Genomic DNA, 15,980 nt, shown 5'->3' with positions numbered 1-15,980 from the left:
ATGAGCCCCGTCTTCGGCCACGGCCGGCTGCGGCTCTACCTGCTGAAGCTGCTGGACGAGTCCCCGCGGCACGGCTACGAGGTGATCCGCCTCCTGGAGGAGCGCTTCCAGGGCCTCTACGCGCCCTCCGCCGGGACGGTCTACCCGCGGCTCGCCAAGCTGGAGCAGGAGGGCCTGGTCGCCCACAGCACCGAGGGCGGCCGCAAGGTGTACCGGCTCACCGAGGCCGGCCGCACCGAACTGGCGGGCCGCCAGGCCGAGTTGGACGAGCTTGAGGTGGAGATCCACGACTCCGTGACGCAGCTCGCCGGGGCGATCCGCGAGGACGTCCGGGACAGCGCCAAGAACCTGCGCGAGGAGCTGTGGAACGCCGCGAAGGCGGCCCCCAGGCCGGACCGCGCCGAGGACGGGGACCCGTGGGCCGGGCCCTGGGGGGACAAGGAGTCCTGGCAGCGCGCCAAGGACGAGTTCACCCAGTTCAAGCGCCAGGCCAAGGAGCAGGCCAAGCGCGCCAAGGAGCAGGAGAAGGCCGCCAAGGCCAAGGCGAAGGCCGCCGAGGAGGAGGCCCGCCGGCTGCGCGAGCAGTCCAGGGCCGCCCGCACCGCGGCCCAGCAGGAGGCCCTGCGGATCAAGCGCCGGGTCGAGCAGCAGGTGCGCGAGCACGCCGCGAAGGGCGACTGGCCTACCGGGCTGGCCGAGGGCCTCTCGGAGCTGACCAAGGGGCTGGCCGGGCTGGCCGACGCGGCCCGCTGGGGCCACCCGGGGGCGGAGGCGCCCGCCGCCCCGGCCGACGAGGTCACGGTGACCAGGATCGACCTGGACAAGGACGAGCCGGCCGCCGCCCCGGCCGACCTGCCGCCGTGGGCAGCGACCGACCCGGCCGGCGACCCGGCCCGGGAGCTGGAGCGGCTGCTCGACCGCTTCCGCGACCAGGTCCGCGACGCGGCCCGGGACGGCGGGGTGACGCCCGAGGGGCTCGCCGAGGCGCGCTCGGTGCTCGGCGCGGCCGGCGAGCGGCTCAAGCGGCTGCTCGGCTGAGGCGGGCCGCACGGCAGGCCGGTCGTACGGCAGGACAGCAGGACCGGACGGGCCCGGCGCTTCTCGGGGGAGAGCGCCGGGCCCGTCCGCACGTCCGGGGACGGACCGACGGGCCGACGGGCCGACGGCTCCGGCGGGTCCTACGGGTCCTACGGGTCCTACGGGTTGAGGACGATCTTGCCGAAGACGTCGCCCTTGGCGAGCCGGGCGAAGCCCTCCCGGGCCTCGGCCAGCGGCAGCACCGAGTCGATCACCGGCCGGACGCCGGAGGTCGCGCAGAGCGAGAGCAGCCCGGCCAGCTCCTCCTTGGTGCCCATGGTCGAGCCGACCACCTTGAGCTCCAGGAAGAAGATCCGGTTGAGCTCGGCGGCCTTCGGGCTGGGGCCGGAGGTGGCACCGGAGATGACGATGGTGCCGCCCGGGCGCAGCGACTTCACCGAGTGCGACCAGGTGGCGGCGCCGACCGTCTCCATCACCGCGTCCACCCGCTCCGGGAGCCGGGCGCCGCTCTCGAACGCCGCGTCGGCGCCGAGCCCGACGGCCCGCGCGCGCTTGGCCTCGTCCCGTCCGGTGACCCAGACCCGCAGGCCGGCCGCCTTGCCGAGGACGATCAGCGCGGTCGCCACCCCGCCGCCCGCGCCCTGCACGAGGACGGTGTCGCCGGGCTTCACCCCGGCGTTCGTGAACAGCATCCGGTAGGCCGTCAGCCAGGCCGTGGGCAGGCAGGCGGCCTCCTCGAAGGTGAGCTCGGCGGGCTTGGGCAGCAGGTTCCAGGTCGGGATGGCCACCCGCTGGGCGAAGGTGCCCTGGTAGCGCTCGGTGAGGATGGACCGGGGCTCGTCCGGCCCCACCCCGTGGCCGGACTGGCCGATCACCGAGTGGAGCACGACCTCGTTGCCGTGCTCGTCGATGCCGGCCGCGTCACAGCCGAGGATCATCGGCAGCCGCTCGGCGGGCAGGCCGACGCCGCGCAGCGACCAGAGGTCGTGGTGGTTGAGGCTGGCGGCTTTCACGGTGACCACGCTCCACCCGGGGCGGGCCCCGGGCTCGGGGAGTTCGCCCAACTCCAGTCCGGACAGCGGGTCGTCGGCGTCGATGCGGGCGGCGTAGGCAGCAAACATGCTCGGGACGATAGCGGCGACGGCCGGGGCCGGGAACCACGCGTGGGTGTGACGCGTGTCCCGGCCCCGGCCGTCTGGTCCCTCGGTCGTCCTGCCGCGCCGGTCACCGGACCGGCCGCCCGGCTCAGATCCGGGCGACGCCCTCGGCGCGCGCGGCCTCGGCGACGGCCTTGGAGACCGCCGGGGCGACCCGGTCGTCGAACGGCGAGGGGATGACCTTCTGCGGGGTCAGCTCGTCGGCGACGACGCCCGCCAGCGCCTTGGCGGCGGCCAGCTTCATGCCCTCGGTGATCCGGCTCGCCCGGACCTGCAGGGCGCCCGCGAAGATGCCGGGGAAGGCCAGCACGTTGTTGATCTGGTTCGGGAAGTCGCTGCGCCCGGTGGCGACGACGGCCGCGTACTTGTGCGCGACCTCGGGGTGGATCTCCGGGTTCGGGTTGGCCATCGCGAAGACGAACGCGCCCTCGGCCATCGTCGCGACGACCTCCTCCGGCACGGTGCCGCCGGAGACGCCGATGAACACGTCGGCGCCGGACAGCGCGTCGGCCAGCGAGCCCTTGAGGCCGGAGCGGTTCGTCAGCGCCGCGATCTCGGCCTTGACGTCCGTCAGGTCGCCGCGGCCCTCGTGAACCACGCCCTTGCGGTCGCAGACCGCGACGTCGCCGATGCCGGCCGCGAGCAGCATCTTGGCGATGGCGATGCCGGCCGCGCCGGCGCCGGAGATGACGGCCCGCAGCGAGCCGACCTCCCGGCCGGTCACCTTGGCGGCGTTCCACAGGGCGGCGGTGGTGACGATCGCGGTGCCGTGCTGGTCGTCGTGGAAGACCGGGATGTCCACGGCCTCCTGCAGCCGGCGCTCGATCTCGAAGCAGCGCGGGGCGGAGATGTCCTCCAGGTTGACGCCGCCGAAGGAGGGCGCCAGCCGGACCACGGTCTCGACGATCTCGTCCACGTCGGTGCAGGCGAGCGCGATCGGCACCGCGTCGACGCCGCCGAACTGCTTGAACAGGATCGCCTTGCCCTCCATCACGGGCAGCGAGGCCTGCGGGCCGATGTCGCCGAGGCCGAGCACCGCGGTGCCGTCGGTGACCACGGCGACCGTGTTGGACTTCCAGGTGTAGTCGTTCACCAGCTCCGGCTGCTCGGCGATGGCCGTGCAGACCCGTGCGACACCCGGGGTGTAGGCGAGGGACAGGTCGTCCGCGTCGCGCACCGGGACGGTCGCCCGGATCTCCATCTTGCCGCCGCGGTGCAGTGCGAAAACGGCGTCGACCGGATCGTCGGTGTCCTGGGTGCTGCTGTGGATGATCTCCGCTGCCACGATGACCTCTTCGTCATTGTTCCGGCGAGGACGCGCGGCCGACGGACGGAGCGACCCCGTCCGGAAACCGGAAACCGGGTACGCCGAAGCGGACCCGGGGGCGGGGTCGGGGCGCTGCGTCGGGCGGCGCCCTCGGATGAGGGTTTTATGGGGTCTTTTAAAAGTCCGCGTCGTACTACCGGGCGAGCGTAAGTCGGACGAAGGCGTCGCACCTGTGCCTTTTCGTCCTCGTCACGAGCAGTTCATCGCCGCGCTGTCGCGTCACGGGCCCGGCTTCGGAAGCGCCGGGCTCCGGCGGCGGCAACGGCGATGACGCACGTACACCCGCAGGAGTGAACGCAGACACGGAGGGGAGCAGGTGTTCCGGATACGGAGCCGCGTGAGGACTTCCGTTCCTGAGCACCCCGAGCCTGTCGGGACTCGGCGGTCTGGTTCGCGTTCGGGGGTCACCCGGTACCGAATTCTGACACACCCGCCCACCGGCCCGGCAGGGCGGGATGACAGGATCGCTTGTCCGCCATCCGCCGTACACCACCACGGCACCCTGGCGACCGCACAGACCTCCCACAGGAGCAACCACCCTCATGCACCACCGCACCCGTTCCCGACGGTCCGCCGTCGCCGGCGCCGCCCTGGCCGCCACCGGAGCCCTGCTGTTGACCGGCTGCAACGACGGCGGACAGGCCGCCGCGAAGGACCCGGTCCAGGAGATCCGCGCCAAGCTCCCGAAGGCCCAGCGCTCCGCGGGCGCGCTGCGCATCGGGATGGACGTGAACTACGCGCCGGTCGAGTTCCGCGGCCCCGACGGCAAGCCGGCCGGCCTGGACCCGGAGATCGCCACCGCGCTGGGCAAGATCCTCGACGTGCGGGTCGAGCTGGTCGACACCCCGTTCGACAAGCTGATACCGAGCCTCCAGTCCAAGCAGTACGACGTCGCGATGTCCGCGCTGAGCGACATCCAGAAGCGCCGCGAGGGCCTGGACGACAGCGGCAAGCAGGTCGGCCCCGGCGTCGACTTCGTGGACTACTTCATCGCCGGCACCTCGATCGTCGTCCCCAAGGGCAACCCCAAGGGCATCAAGACCCTGGACGACCTGTGCGGCCGCACGGTGGCGCTCCAGCAGGGCACCACGCAGGACGAGATCATCACCCGTCAGGTGGCCGTCTGCGCACGCACCGGCCGCCAGCTGACCCCCCACAAGTTCGACAGCGACACCAAGGCGCTGGCCGAGGTCGTCTCCGGCGCCGCGGCGGCCGGCGTCAACGACTTCCCGGTGGCCGCGTACGCGGCGAAGAGCACCGACGGCGGCAGCCGCTTCGAGGTGACGGGCGCGCAATCCACGTCCAACCCGTACGGGATCGCGTTCCGCAAGGGCGACACCGAGCTGCGCGACACCCTGGCGAAGGCCGTCGACCAGCTCATCCGCAGCGGCGAGTACGACAAGATCCTCGCCAAGTGGGGCGTCCAGGCGGGCGCGGCCCAGAACGCGGTGGTCAACGGCGGCATCTGACGGCGGCGTCCGGCAACGGCGTCCGGCATCGGCATCCGGCAGCGGCATTCGAAAAAACAGGGGGCGGCGGGCCTCCCGGCGCAGCGCAGAGGGATCTGCATACTTATACGCAGGGTGACAGGGACAAGGGAATCGTCCGAATAGCGGACAGCACGGCCCCTCGTTATCCGATTTTGATCTGAATGAGGGCCTTCCGACCGTCATCAGATGGCAGGATTCCCCCCATCTCGGATCGAGCCGACCACTGGTCGAGGCGGTTCGGTCAACGTCCACCTCGGCGGAGGGTGGCGGAAGCAGTATCCAAGCACCACCCTGGACACCCCCGGTCCAGGCGCACGAACCGGCCCTGCCCGTACGACGACGTACAGCGCCGTGTGTGTACCCGTACAGCGCCGTACGGCCTTGCTGCCCCGGTGCGCCGCTTCCCGCGGCGCGCTCCGCCCGACCTCTCCCTCAGGAGGAGATCCCCCTCATGACCGCCCGTACCCAGCGCACCCGTCTCCTCGCGGCCGGCGCCGTCGCCGCGTCCCTGACCCTCGGCCTCACCGCCTGCGGCAGCAGCGGTTCCTCCAGCGGCTCCTCGGCCGGCGCGAACGCGAGCGCCACGGTCCCGGCCGTGTCCGCCGACCCGTCGCTGGCCGCCCTCGTCCCGGCCGACGTCAAGTCCGCGGGCAAGATCGTCGTCGCCACGGACGCGTCCTACGCGCCCAACGAGTTCAAGGACGACAAGGGCAACATCGTCGGCATGGACGTCGACCTGGCCACCGCGATCGCCAAGAAGCTGGGCCTGAGCGCCGACGTGCAGAACGCCACGTTCGACTCGATCATCCCGGGCATCACGGGCAAGAAGTACACCCTCAGCATGAGCTCCTTCACCGACACGAAGGAGCGCGAGGCCACGGTCGACATGGTCACGTACTTCAACGCCGGTACGGGCGCCGCGGTCAAGAAGGGCAACCCGGACAAGGTCGACCCCAAGGACCTGTGCGGCAAGAAGGTCGCCGTCCAGACCGGCACCACCCAGGCCGACTCGATCAAGGACACGATCAACCCCGCCTGCGTCAAGGCCGGCAAGCCGACCGTCCCCAACGACGGCGACAAGTTCGACCTGCAGACGGACGTCACCCAGGCGCTGGTCTCCGGCCGCGACCAGGTCATGCTGGCCGACTCCCCGGTCGTCGACTACGCGATCAAGCAGACCAACGGGCAGCTGGAGAAGGTCGGCGACGTCACCGACACCGCCCCGTACGGCGTCGTGCTCGCCAAGGGCTCGGACCTGACCAAGGCGGTCCAGGGCGCCGTCCAGTCCCTGATGGCGGACGGCACGTACAAGAGCATCCTGGAGAAGTGGGGCGTCCAGGCGGGCGCGATCGACAAGCCCGTCGTCAACGGTGCCACCAGCTGAACCGCTCCTCTGAACACAACCCCTGAGGCCACACAGTGAACCCTTCCGACCAGGGGTCGGTGCCCCCGGGACGGCCTGAGACCATCAAGGCCGTCCCGGTCCGCCACCCCGGACGCTGGGTGGGAGCAGCCGTCGTCGCCGTCCTCGCGGCGATGCTGATCCACGCCCTCATCACCAACAGCCAGTTCCAGTGGGACGTCGTCGGGAAGTACCTCTTCGACTCCTCGATCACGCACGGCCTCGGCGTCACGCTCGAACTGACCTTCCTGTCGATGGCGATCGGCATCGCCGGCGGCATCACGCTGGCGATCATGCGCCTGTCGCCGAACCCGGTGCTCTCCAGCACGGCGTGGTTCTACATCTGGGTCTTCCGCGGCACCCCGGTGCTGGTCCAGCTGCTGTTCTGGAACTTCCTGGGCTCGCTCTGGGCCAACATCTCCATCGGCATCCCGTTCGGCCCGGCCTTCTGGTCCGAGCCGACCAACCAGGCGATCCCGCTGTTCGTCGCGGCGCTGCTGGGCCTCGGCCTCAACGAGGCCGCGTACATGGCCGAGATCGTCCGCGGCGGCATCCAGTCCGTGCCGCTCGGCCAGACCGAGGCCGCGCACGCGCTGGGCATGAGCCAGTTCAAGACCATGCGGCGGATCATCCTGCCGCAGGCGATGCGCGTGATCATCCCGCCGACCGGCAACGAGACCATCTCGATGCTGAAGACCACCTCGCTGGTCTCGGCGATCTCGCTGGAGGAGCTGCTCCGGGCCGGCCAGAACATCTACTCGCGCACCTTCCAGACCATTCCGCTGCTGCTCGTCGTCAGCATCTGGTACCTGCTGATGACCTCGATCCTCACCGTGGGCCAGTACTACGTCGAGCGGCACTACGCCCGCGGCGCCAACCGTGCGCTCCCGCCGACCCCGCTGCAGCGGCTGCGGCGGCTGTTCGCCGGCAAGCCCGTTCCGCGGGCCGAGAACGACGTGGTCCCGGGCATCGAGGGAGGCGGTCACGTATGACCGATCTGACCAAGCCCACCGACTCCCGGCCCGTGCCGATGGTCGAGGCGCAGGGCGTGCGCAAGTCCTACGGCCTCGTGGAGGTGCTCAAGGGCATCGACCTGGAGGTCCGCAAGGGCGAGGTGTTCGTCCTCGTCGGCCCCTCCGGGTCCGGCAAGTCGACCTTCCTGCGGTGCATCAACCACCTGGAGAAGATCAACGGCGGCTTCCTCTCGGTCGACGGCGAACTGGTCGGCTACCGGATGAAGGGCGACCGGCTCCACGAGCTGAAGGAGAGCGAGGTCGCGCAGAAGCGCCGGGACATCGGCATGGTGTTCCAGCACTTCAACCTGTTCCCGCACATGACCGCGCTCGAGAACGTCATGGAGGCGCCGGTCCAGGTCAAGGGCGAGTCCAAGGCCGAGGCGCGCGAGCGCGGCATGGCCCTGCTGGAGCGGGTCGGCCTGTCCGACAAGGCGAAGAGCTACCCGTCGCAGCTGTCCGGCGGCCAGCAGCAGCGCGTCGCGATCGCCCGCGCGCTGGCCATGAAGCCCAAGCTCATGCTCTTCGACGAGCCCACCTCGGCGCTCGACCCGGAGCTCGTCGGCGAGGTGCTGGACGTCATGCGCGGCCTCGCCGAGGAGGGGATGACGATGATCGTCGTCACCCACGAGATGGGCTTCGCGCGCGAGGTCGGCGACGCGCTGGTGTTCATGGACGGCGGCGTGGTCGTCGAGTCCGGCAACCCCCGCGACGTCCTCACCAACCCGCAGCACGAGCGCACCCGGTCCTTCCTCTCGAAGGTCCTCTGAGCGTGCGCTGAGCGAGCAACCCTTGGCGCCCGGCAGGCCGATCCTGCCGGGCGCCGCCGTTTTCCCGATCCGGGTAATAGGCTGGACGCAATCAGCCCGTTACCGAACCACTGGAAGGACCGCCGTGGAGCTCGCCTCCTACGCCGATCTCGCCGTTCGGCTGGTGAACACCGAGGAACCCGAGCGCGGCACCGACACGCTGACCTCGGTGGACGCCGTGCGCGCCCTGTTCTCCGAGTCCTCTCGCGCCGCCGCCCTGGCCGACGAGTCCGACCTGCCCCGCCTGCGGGCGGTGCGGACCAGGCTGCGCGGGGTCTTCGAGGCCGCCGCCGAGGGCGACGAGGTACGTGGCGTCGACCTGCTGAACAGCCTGCTCATGGAGTACCCCGTCAGCCCGCTGGTCTCCGGCCACGACTACCTCGACGACGCCGGCCGGCCGCGCTGGCACCTGCACCTCGCCGACAACTCGCCCACCGCCACCGCGCACTTCAGCGCCGTCGCGTGCATGGGCCTGGCCGTCCACCTCACCGAGCTCGGCGCCGACCGGCTCGGGATCTGCCAGGCCGCGCCGTGCCGCAACGCCTACCTCGACACCTCCACCAACCGCTCCCGGCGCTACTGCTCGGACCGCTGCGCCACGCGCGCCAACGTCGCGGCCTACCGGGCCCGCAAGCGCCAGGAGGCCCAGGACGCGGCGCTCGGACCGCAGCAGTTGCAGGCCTAGACGCGCATCCGCCAGTGCCGTGGCACTAGAGCTCGGCGTCCACCCAGACGCCGAGGCGGCGGGCCAGCCCCGGGACCCGGACCAGCCCGGGGGTCAGCAGCAGTCGCTCCAGCCGGCGACCGGGCGCCAGCCAGGCCGGGCGCGGGCGCAGCCGCAGCAGCACCCGGCCGAGCACGAGCTCGTCCGGAACGGCGCCGTAGCTGCGGCTGTCGCTGTCGACCGGCCGGTTGTCGGAGAGCAGCCACCAGCCCTTCGCCCGGCGCTCGGCCGCCCGCTTGACCACCAGCAGGTCCTGCTGGAACGGGTGCCGGAAGAGCACGACCGCGCCCGGGCGGATCCGCGCGCCGTACCGGACCAGCAGCTGGTCGCCCTCGCGCAGGGTCGGGACCATCGACGGTCCCGCCACGTCGACCAGCCCGAACGGCACCGTGCCCGCCCGTGCGCCGTCCCCCGGTTGCGTCATCCGCGCCACTACTCCTCCTCCCGGCCGCCGCGTCCCAGTGTGCCGTACGGACCGTCACCTGTCCGATGTCCGGATTACCCCGGTTCCGGATCGGCCTTTTGCCCTAGGCCCACCGCCCGATCGCGAAACCGGGAGGCCGGAAGGGTAGTCTCGGGCGCGGGAAGACGATCTAAGGAAGGACTCCCATGTTCTCTCGTCTGTTTGCACCGCGCGCCACCGCCCACGCCCACTGCGACCTGCCCTGCGGTGTGTACGACCCGGCGCAGGCCCGGATCGAGGCCGAGTCGGTCAAGGCCACCCAGGAGAAGTACCAGGCCAACGAGGACCCGCACTTCCGCGCCCGCGCCATCATCATCAAGGAGCAGCGCGCCGAGGCCGTCAAGCACCACATCTCGGTGCTGTGGAGCGACTACTTCAAGGCCCCGCACTTCGAGAAGTACCCGCAGCTGCACCAGCTGATCAACGACACCCTGAAGGCCGCCTCGGCCACCAAGGCGTCCACGGACCCGGCCACCGGCCAGGCCCTGCTGGACCTGATCGCCGAGGTCGACAAGATCTTCTGGGAGACCAAGCAGGCCTGAGCCTGACGCGTCGCCACGTCGAGAGCCCCCGCCCGGACCACCGGGCGGGGGCTTTCGCGCGTCCGGGCCGTGCGTTCACGTCCGTTCATCTCCGTACACATACCTGTAAGGACTGCATTGCCGTATTGGCTGTTATGCTGCCAAGGCGTCCGAGGGAGAAGTCCGGTGTGAATCCGGCGCTGACCCGCAACGGTGAGCACGCCCCCGGGGCCGTGCCAGCCCGATCGCCCCCGGCCGCTGAACTCCCGACAACTCGCCGAGGACTGCGAGGGGATGGCGCCCGGGCCCGCACCCGGCCGGCGCCGGCCCCGGCACACCCACGGCCCGAGGCAAGGCGCCCGAACAGATCGTGAGAAGGCCACCGGAGTCCCGCCGCATACCCGCCGTGCCCCTCGCCGCCGGCCTGGCCGCCGCCCTGCTGCTCTCCCTCGTGTGCGGCGTGGCCCTCGGCTCCGCCGGACTCGGCTGGACGCGCGTCCTGCGGCTGCTCGGCGCCGGACTGACGGGCGGTCGGCTGGAGGCCGAGGAGGCCGCCGCGTACGCGATCGTCTGGGAGATCCGGCTGCCGCGCACCGTCCTGGCCGCCGTGGTCGGCGCCGGGCTCGCCGCCACCGGGGTCGCCGTGCAGGCCCTCGTGCGCAACGCCCTCGCCGACCCGTTCGTCCTCGGCGTCTCCTCCGGCGCCGCCGTCGGCGCCAACGCCGTCCTGCTGCTCGGCGCCTTCGCCTCGCTCGGCGTGTGGGCGATCTCCGCCTCCGCGTTCGGCTCCGCGCTGATCGCCATGGTGCTGGTGTACCTGGCCGCGCGCACCGCCTTCGGACTCACCCCACTGCGCCTCGTGCTCACCGGCACCGCCCTCTCGTACGGCTTCTCCGCGCTGACGGCGCTCATGGTCTTCGCCGCCGCCCGCGGCGAGGCCGCCCGCGACGCCATGATGTGGCTGCTCGGCAGCCTCGGCGGCGCGACCTGGGGCTCGGTGCCGATCGCCGCCGCCACCGTGCTGGCCGGACTCGCCCACCTCGCTTGCGCCGCGGGGCGGCTGGACGCGCTGGCCATGGGCGACGAGACCGCCGCCTCGCTCGGCGTCGACCCCGACCGGCTGCGCCGCGAGCTGTTCGTGGTGACCGCCGCCGTCACCGGCACGGTCGTCGCCGTCAGCGGGGCGATCGGATTCGTCGGGCTGATGGTCCCGCACCTCGCGCGGATGCTGGTCGGCGCCGGGCACCGCCGGGTGCTGCTGGTCGCGCCGCTCGCCGGGGCGCTGCTGCTGGTCTGGGTGGACATCGTCTCGCGCACCCTGCTCGCCCCGGCCGAACTGCCCGTCGGGGTGGTCACCGCGGTGCTCGGGGTGCCCTGTTTCCTGCTGCTGATGCGTCGTCGCGGCCACGCGCTCGGAGGCCGCTGATGGACCTCGCCCTCGACTCCGTCTCGGTGGAGCTGGCCGGCACCCAGCTCGTCCACGACATCGCCCTGAAGGCCTCCGCCGGGCAGGTGGTGGGGCTCGTCGGGCCCAACGGCAGCGGGAAGTCGACGCTGCTGCGCTGCGTCTACCGGGCCCTGCGGCCCGCCGCCGGGGCCGTCCTGGTGGGCGGCGACGACCTGCACGCGCTCGCCCCGCGCGAGGCCGCCCGGCGGGTGGCCGCGCTGCCGCAGGAGCACTCCGCCGAGTTCGACTTCACGGTGGCCGAGGTGGTCGCCATGGGCCGGCTGCCGCACCGGCGGGGCTTCGGCGGACCGTCGGACGGCGACCTCGGGCGCTGCGCGGAGGCGCTGCGCCGGGTCGGCGCCGGGCACCTCGCCGAGCGCGGCTTCCTGGGCCTGTCGGGCGGCGAGAAGCAGCGCGTGCTGATCGCCCGCGCGCTCGTCCAGGAGCCGCGCCTGCTGGTGCTGGACGAGCCCACCAACCACCTCGACATCGGGCACCGGCTGGAGGTCCTGGCGCTCGTCCGCGCGGCCGGGCCGACGGTGCTCACCGCGCTGCACGACCTCAACCTGGCGGCCGGGCACTGCGACCTGCTGTACGTCCTGCGGGCCGGGCGGATCGTCGCCTCCGGGCCGCCCGCAGAGGTGCTCGAACCCGGCTTGCTGGCCGAGGTGTTCGGCGTCCGGGCCACCCCCGTGCGGCACCCGGGGACCGGGGCCGTCCACCTGCTCTTCGACCGGCTCTGACCGGCCGTCACCCCTTTCATCGACCCCGAGGAACCCCCTTGCGCACCAAGGCCGTTGCCGCCACCGTCCTGCTCGCCCTGGGACTCACCGCCTGCGGCGCCGAGATCGCCCCGGGCGGCGGGGCCACCGACGCGTCCGCCCACTACCCGGTGACCGTCGACAACTGCGGCACGAAGCTCACCTTCCCGCGGAAGCCCGCCCGCACGGTCACCTACGACGTCGGCATCACCGAGCTGATGCTCTCCCTCGGCCTCGCCGACCGGATGGCCGGCTACGTGATGCCCGACGACAAGGGCCGGATCGACCAGGTGGCCTGGAAGGACGGCTACCAGCGGACCGCGTGGCTCTCCAAGGCGCAGATCACCAAGGAGATCGTGCTCGATGCCAAGGCCGACCTCGTCCTGGCCGGCTGGCACTACGGCTACGACGAGGGCCGCGGCTTCACCCCGGAGGCGCTCAAGGCCGTCGGCGTCGGCTCGTACGTGCTCACCGAGTCCTGCCGCAGCGGCAAGGGCACCGAGCGTGGTGTGATGTCCCCGCTGGACGCGCTCTACACCGACCTGGCCAACCTCGGCGAGATCTTCGACGTCAAGGACCGGTCCGACAAGCTGATCGCCGACTTCAAGGCGCAGGTCGCCGCCGTCTCGCAGCCCGAGCGCCGGCCGTCCGTCTTCCTGTACGACAGCGGGCAGGACAAGCCGTACACCGCCGGGAAGTTCGCCGCGGCCGACGAGATCATCACGAAGGCCGGCGGGCGCAACGTGATGGGCGACGTCGCCGACTCCTGGATCACCACCGGGTGGGAGAGCGTCGTCCGGCGCGACCCCGAGGTGATCGTCATCAACAACTACGGCGACACCGGCGCGGACGCCAAGCGGGCGTTCCTGAAGTCCTTCCCGCCGCTGGCCGGGGTCTCCGCGATCAGGAACGACCGGATCTTCGTCCTGGACTACGCCGACCTCGTCGAGAGCCCGCGCAACCCGGCCGCGATCACCGCGCTCGCCGCGTACCTGCGCGGCGGGCAGGGCGGCTGACCGGCCCCGCCCCGGCCCCTCCGGCCGGGCGTACGCTCGGAGTACGAACCGACGGACCCCGACCGGAGGAGCGACATCATGACCGCCATGGCGGCGCCGACGGCCTTCGACCCCCGCGCCCTGCGCGAGGGCATCGAACGCAGCGACGCCGGGATCCTGCTCACGCTGTACGCCGAGGACGCGGAACTGCGCGTCGTCGACCACCGGACCCAGCCCAGCCACCCCCTGGTGATGCACGGGCGGGACGAGATCGGGGCCATGCTGAGCGACGTCTACGGGCGCGAGATGACCCACACGCTGGAACAGGTGGTCGTCCAGGGCGACCACGTCGCCTTCATGGAGTCCTGCCGCTACCCCGACGGCGTGCGGGTCCTGATGACCTCCATGGCCGACCTGCGGGACGGACGGATCGTCGACCAGACCTCCGTCCAGGCCTGGGACGAGACCGGTCCCGGCCAGTAGGCTCGGCCGCATGATCCGCACCGCCCTCCCCACCGACGTCCCCGTCATCCGCGCCATGATCCGCGAACTGGCGGAGTACGAGAAGGCCCCGCACGAGGCGGTGGCCACCGACGAACAGCTGCACGACGCGCTGTTCGGCCCCGCACCGGCGCTGTTCGGCCTGATCGCCGAGGACGACGCCACCGGCGAACCGGCGGGCTTCGCGGTCTGGTTCCTCAACTTCTCCACGTGGCGCGGCACCCACGGGATCTACCTGGAGGACCTGTACGTCCGCCCGGAGTCCCGCGGCGGCGGCCACGGCAAGGCGCTGCTGCTGGAGCTGGCCCGGATCGCGGTGGAGCGCGGCTACTCGCGGGTGGAGTGGTCGGTGCTCGACTGGAACGAGCCCTCGATCGACTTCTACAAGGCGCTCGGCGCGGTGGCGATGGACGAGTGGACCGTGTACCGGCTCACCGGCGACGCCCTCACCGCCGCCGGGAGCCGCTGAGAAAGCGCTGAGAATGCGCTGATCAGCTGCCCCGAACCCCTGCCACCCTGCGTCGCGATGCCTTACCATGAGTAACTCTCGCACCGGTATCGCGGCAGACCCCCCGGAGGGGGTACAAACGGGGTGCGAACAGGGGTACCACCAGAGGTACCAAGCAAGCACAGCGCGTCACCCAGGAGGCAAGGGTGTCCCAGATCGACAGCGATCTCGGAGTTCAGGACTTCGTGGAGGTCCGGCTGCCCGCGGCGGGGGCCTACCTCTCCGTGTTGCGCACCGCGACGGCCGGGCTGGCCGCCCGGCTCGACTTCACGCTGGACGAGATCGAGGACCTGCGGATCGCGGTGGACGAGGCCTGCGCCATCCTGCTCCAGCAGGCGGTGCCCGGTTCCGTCCTCTCCTGCGAGTTCCGCCTGGTCGGCGACTCGCTCAAGGTGACCGTCGCCGCACCGACCACCGACGGCAAGGCACCCGAGCGGGACACCTTCGCCTGGACGGTCCTCTCCGCCCTGGCCGGCGAGGTGGACTCCTCGGTGGGCGAGGACAAGACCGTCTCGATCAGCCTGCACAAGAAGCGCGGCGGTTCCGCCGCCCACTAGCCGGCCTCGCCGGCAGCGCCGCCGGCAGCACCGCGCGCAAGGGCCGTCGGCCGGCACCCCTACCCGGGGCCGGCCCGGCGGCGCCCGGTACCGCCCACCACGCGGTACGACCACAGAGACGAATCCGGGGCCGACGGCCCCGGTGCTCCCGGAACGGAACGGGGGAATGGCCGTGAGTGATCTGGACCGTACCGGCCTCGCGACGGCGGGCCCTGCCGTACCGACCCAGGCGAGCGTTCCCGGCCTCGCCGCCAACGACGAAGCGCACCCGAAGGACGCCCACCGGATGAGCCAGCCGACCGAGCCGACGTCTGAGCCGACGCCCGCCTCCCCGACCCCGCCCGAGCCGGCGGACGGGGCCGCGGACCTGCACGGCGCCGTGCCCGCCCAGGGCTCGCACCGCACCGGGGCACCCGACCGGGAGGCCGCCCGGGCGCTGTTCGTGCGGCTGTCCGCGCTGCCCGAGGGCTCCCCGGAGCGCGTCGAGCTGCGCAACCAGCTGGTGCGCATGCACATCCCGCTGGTCGAACACCTGGCCCGGCGCTTCCGCAACCGCGGCGAGCCGCTGGACGACCTGACCCAGGTCGCCACCATCGGGCTGATCAAGTCGGTGGACCGCTTCGACCACGAGCGCGGGGTCGAGTTCTCGACCTACGCGACGCCGACCATCGTCGGCGAGATCAAGCGCCACTTCCGCGACAAGGGCTGGGCGGTCCGGGTGCCGCGCCGGCTCCAGGAGCTGCGGCTGTCGCTCACCACGGCGACCAGCGAGCTCTCCCAGCGGCACGGCCGCTCCCCCACGGTGCACGAACTGGCCGAGCACCTGGGCATCTCGGAGGAGGACGTCCTGGAGGGCCTGGAGTCCGCCAACGCGTACTCCACGCTGTCGCTGGACGTCCCGGACAGCGACGACGAGTCGCCGGCCGTGGCGGACACCCTGGGCGCCACCGACGAGGCCCTGGAGGGCGTCGAGTACCGCGAGTCGCTCAAGCCGCTGCTCGCCCAACTGCCGCCCAGGGAACAGAAGATCCTGGTGCTGCGGTTCTTCCGCAACATGACCCAGTCGCAGATCGCCGCCGAGGTGGGGATCTCCCAGATGCACGTGTCCCGGCTGCTGGCCCGCACGCTGGCCCAGCTCCGGGAGAAGCTCCTGGTCGAGGAGTAGAACGGCCGGCCGCGGGGGGCGGGGCCGGCCGGCCGCGGGGCCGGGCGCGCAGCCCCCCGGGGCGGGGGACACGAACCCCCCCCGGGTAGGGGGGACCCCCCC

Annotated in this window: 17 protein-coding genes and 1 riboswitch; of the genes, 14 read left to right on the top strand and 3 right to left on the bottom strand. The window is 72.1% G+C overall.

Annotated features, from left to right (window positions below):
* Entirely contained in the window at positions 1 to 1,038 is a 1,038-nt protein-coding gene (locus tag ACFV4G_RS10410; RefSeq protein WP_380438566.1) for a PadR family transcriptional regulator, read from the top strand.
* 158 nt (positions 1,039 to 1,196) lie between these two features.
* Here ACFV4G_RS10410 and ACFV4G_RS10405 read toward each other — a convergent pair whose 3' ends face one another.
* Both ACFV4G_RS10405 and ACFV4G_RS10400 read right to left on the bottom strand, forming a co-directional pair.
* A complete protein-coding gene (locus ACFV4G_RS10405; protein WP_380438564.1) occupies positions 1,197 to 2,159 on the bottom strand; it encodes a zinc-binding dehydrogenase in 963 nt (320 codons plus the stop codon).
* A 124-nt stretch (positions 2,160 to 2,283) separates the two neighbouring features.
* Positions 2,284 to 3,480 carry an NADP-dependent malic enzyme gene (locus tag ACFV4G_RS10400; protein WP_359966099.1) on the bottom strand — a complete coding sequence of 399 codons (1,197 nt, stop codon included), beginning with the start codon at positions 3,478 to 3,480 and terminating at the stop codon, positions 2,284 to 2,286.
* Positions 3,481 to 4,064: 584 nt separating this feature from the next.
* Here ACFV4G_RS10400 and ACFV4G_RS10395 point away from each other — a divergent pair.
* The 5 genes from ACFV4G_RS10395 to ACFV4G_RS10375 all read left to right on the top strand — a co-directional run bounded on the left by ACFV4G_RS10395 (position 4,065) and on the right by ACFV4G_RS10375 (position 8,921).
* Positions 4,065 to 4,991, top strand: a complete 927-nt coding sequence (locus ACFV4G_RS10395; protein ID WP_380438562.1) for an ABC transporter substrate-binding protein — start codon at positions 4,065 to 4,067, stop codon at positions 4,989 to 4,991.
* A gap of 472 nt (positions 4,992 to 5,463) precedes the next feature.
* The gene (locus ACFV4G_RS10390; protein WP_380438560.1) at positions 5,464 to 6,396 is read left to right on the top strand and encodes an ABC transporter substrate-binding protein; all 933 of its coding nucleotides are present in this window, start codon (positions 5,464 to 5,466) and stop codon (positions 6,394 to 6,396) included.
* Positions 6,397 to 6,515: 119 nt separating this feature from the next.
* On the top strand, positions 6,516 to 7,406 hold the full coding sequence (locus ACFV4G_RS10385; protein WP_380438558.1) for an amino acid ABC transporter permease: 891 nt from the start codon (positions 6,516 to 6,518) through the stop codon (positions 7,404 to 7,406).
* 38 nt (positions 7,407 to 7,444) lie between these two features.
* On the top strand, positions 7,445 to 8,197 hold the full coding sequence (locus ACFV4G_RS10380) for an amino acid ABC transporter ATP-binding protein (RefSeq protein WP_380438607.1): 753 nt from the start codon (positions 7,445 to 7,447) through the stop codon (positions 8,195 to 8,197).
* 124 nt (positions 8,198 to 8,321) lie between these two features.
* Entirely contained in the window at positions 8,322 to 8,921 is a 600-nt protein-coding gene (locus ACFV4G_RS10375; protein ID WP_359966114.1) for a CGNR zinc finger domain-containing protein, read from the top strand.
* A 25-nt stretch (positions 8,922 to 8,946) separates the two neighbouring features.
* On the opposite strand, the gene sodX is transcribed toward ACFV4G_RS10375, so the two are convergent.
* Positions 8,947 to 9,384 carry a nickel-type superoxide dismutase maturation protease gene (gene sodX, locus ACFV4G_RS10370; protein ID WP_380438557.1) on the bottom strand — a complete coding sequence of 146 codons (438 nt, stop codon included), beginning with the start codon at positions 9,382 to 9,384 and terminating at the stop codon, positions 8,947 to 8,949.
* Between the two features lie 185 nt (positions 9,385 to 9,569).
* Here sodX and sodN point away from each other — a divergent pair, with 185 nt between their 5' ends.
* The 8 genes from sodN to ACFV4G_RS10330 all read left to right on the top strand — a co-directional run bounded on the left by sodN (position 9,570) and on the right by ACFV4G_RS10330 (position 15,878).
* Positions 9,570 to 9,965 (top strand): superoxide dismutase, Ni, encoded by a 396-nt coding sequence (gene sodN, locus ACFV4G_RS10365; protein WP_238865337.1) that lies wholly within the window; start codon positions 9,570 to 9,572, stop codon positions 9,963 to 9,965.
* Between the two features lie 112 nt (positions 9,966 to 10,077).
* A riboswitch (cobalamin riboswitch) is annotated at positions 10,078 to 10,216 on the top strand.
* A gap of 95 nt (positions 10,217 to 10,311) precedes the next feature.
* Positions 10,312 to 11,370 (top strand): FecCD family ABC transporter permease, encoded by a 1,059-nt coding sequence (locus tag ACFV4G_RS10360; protein WP_380438605.1) that lies wholly within the window; start codon positions 10,312 to 10,314, stop codon positions 11,368 to 11,370.
* The gene (locus ACFV4G_RS10355) at positions 11,370 to 12,134 is read left to right on the top strand and encodes an ABC transporter ATP-binding protein (protein ID WP_380438555.1); all 765 of its coding nucleotides are present in this window, start codon (positions 11,370 to 11,372) and stop codon (positions 12,132 to 12,134) included. The genes ACFV4G_RS10360 and ACFV4G_RS10355 overlap by 1 nt, the downstream gene beginning before the upstream one ends.
* 38 nt (positions 12,135 to 12,172) lie before the next feature.
* On the top strand, positions 12,173 to 13,168 hold the full coding sequence (locus tag ACFV4G_RS10350; protein WP_380438554.1) for an ABC transporter substrate-binding protein: 996 nt from the start codon (positions 12,173 to 12,175) through the stop codon (positions 13,166 to 13,168).
* Between the two features lie 78 nt (positions 13,169 to 13,246).
* Complete coding sequence (locus ACFV4G_RS10345) at positions 13,247 to 13,630, top strand: nuclear transport factor 2 family protein (protein WP_380438552.1); 384 nt, start codon at positions 13,247 to 13,249, stop codon at positions 13,628 to 13,630.
* Between the two features lie 10 nt (positions 13,631 to 13,640).
* Entirely contained in the window at positions 13,641 to 14,117 is a 477-nt protein-coding gene (locus ACFV4G_RS10340; RefSeq protein WP_380438550.1) for a GNAT family N-acetyltransferase, read from the top strand.
* Between the two features lie 185 nt (positions 14,118 to 14,302).
* Positions 14,303 to 14,713: an anti-sigma regulatory factor gene (locus ACFV4G_RS10335; RefSeq protein WP_380438548.1), complete on the top strand. Its 411-nt coding sequence runs from the start codon at positions 14,303 to 14,305 to the stop codon at positions 14,711 to 14,713.
* A 172-nt stretch (positions 14,714 to 14,885) separates the two neighbouring features.
* Entirely contained in the window at positions 14,886 to 15,878 is a 993-nt protein-coding gene (locus ACFV4G_RS10330) for a SigB/SigF/SigG family RNA polymerase sigma factor (RefSeq protein WP_380438546.1), read from the top strand.
* Positions 15,879 to 15,980: the final 102 nt, after the last annotated feature.

The organism is Kitasatospora sp. NPDC059747 (assembly GCF_042732955.1).
In the GTDB taxonomy this organism is placed as follows: Bacteria; Actinomycetota; Actinomycetes; order Streptomycetales; family Streptomycetaceae; genus Kitasatospora.
This window is presented reverse-complemented; position numbering and strand designations above follow the sequence as displayed.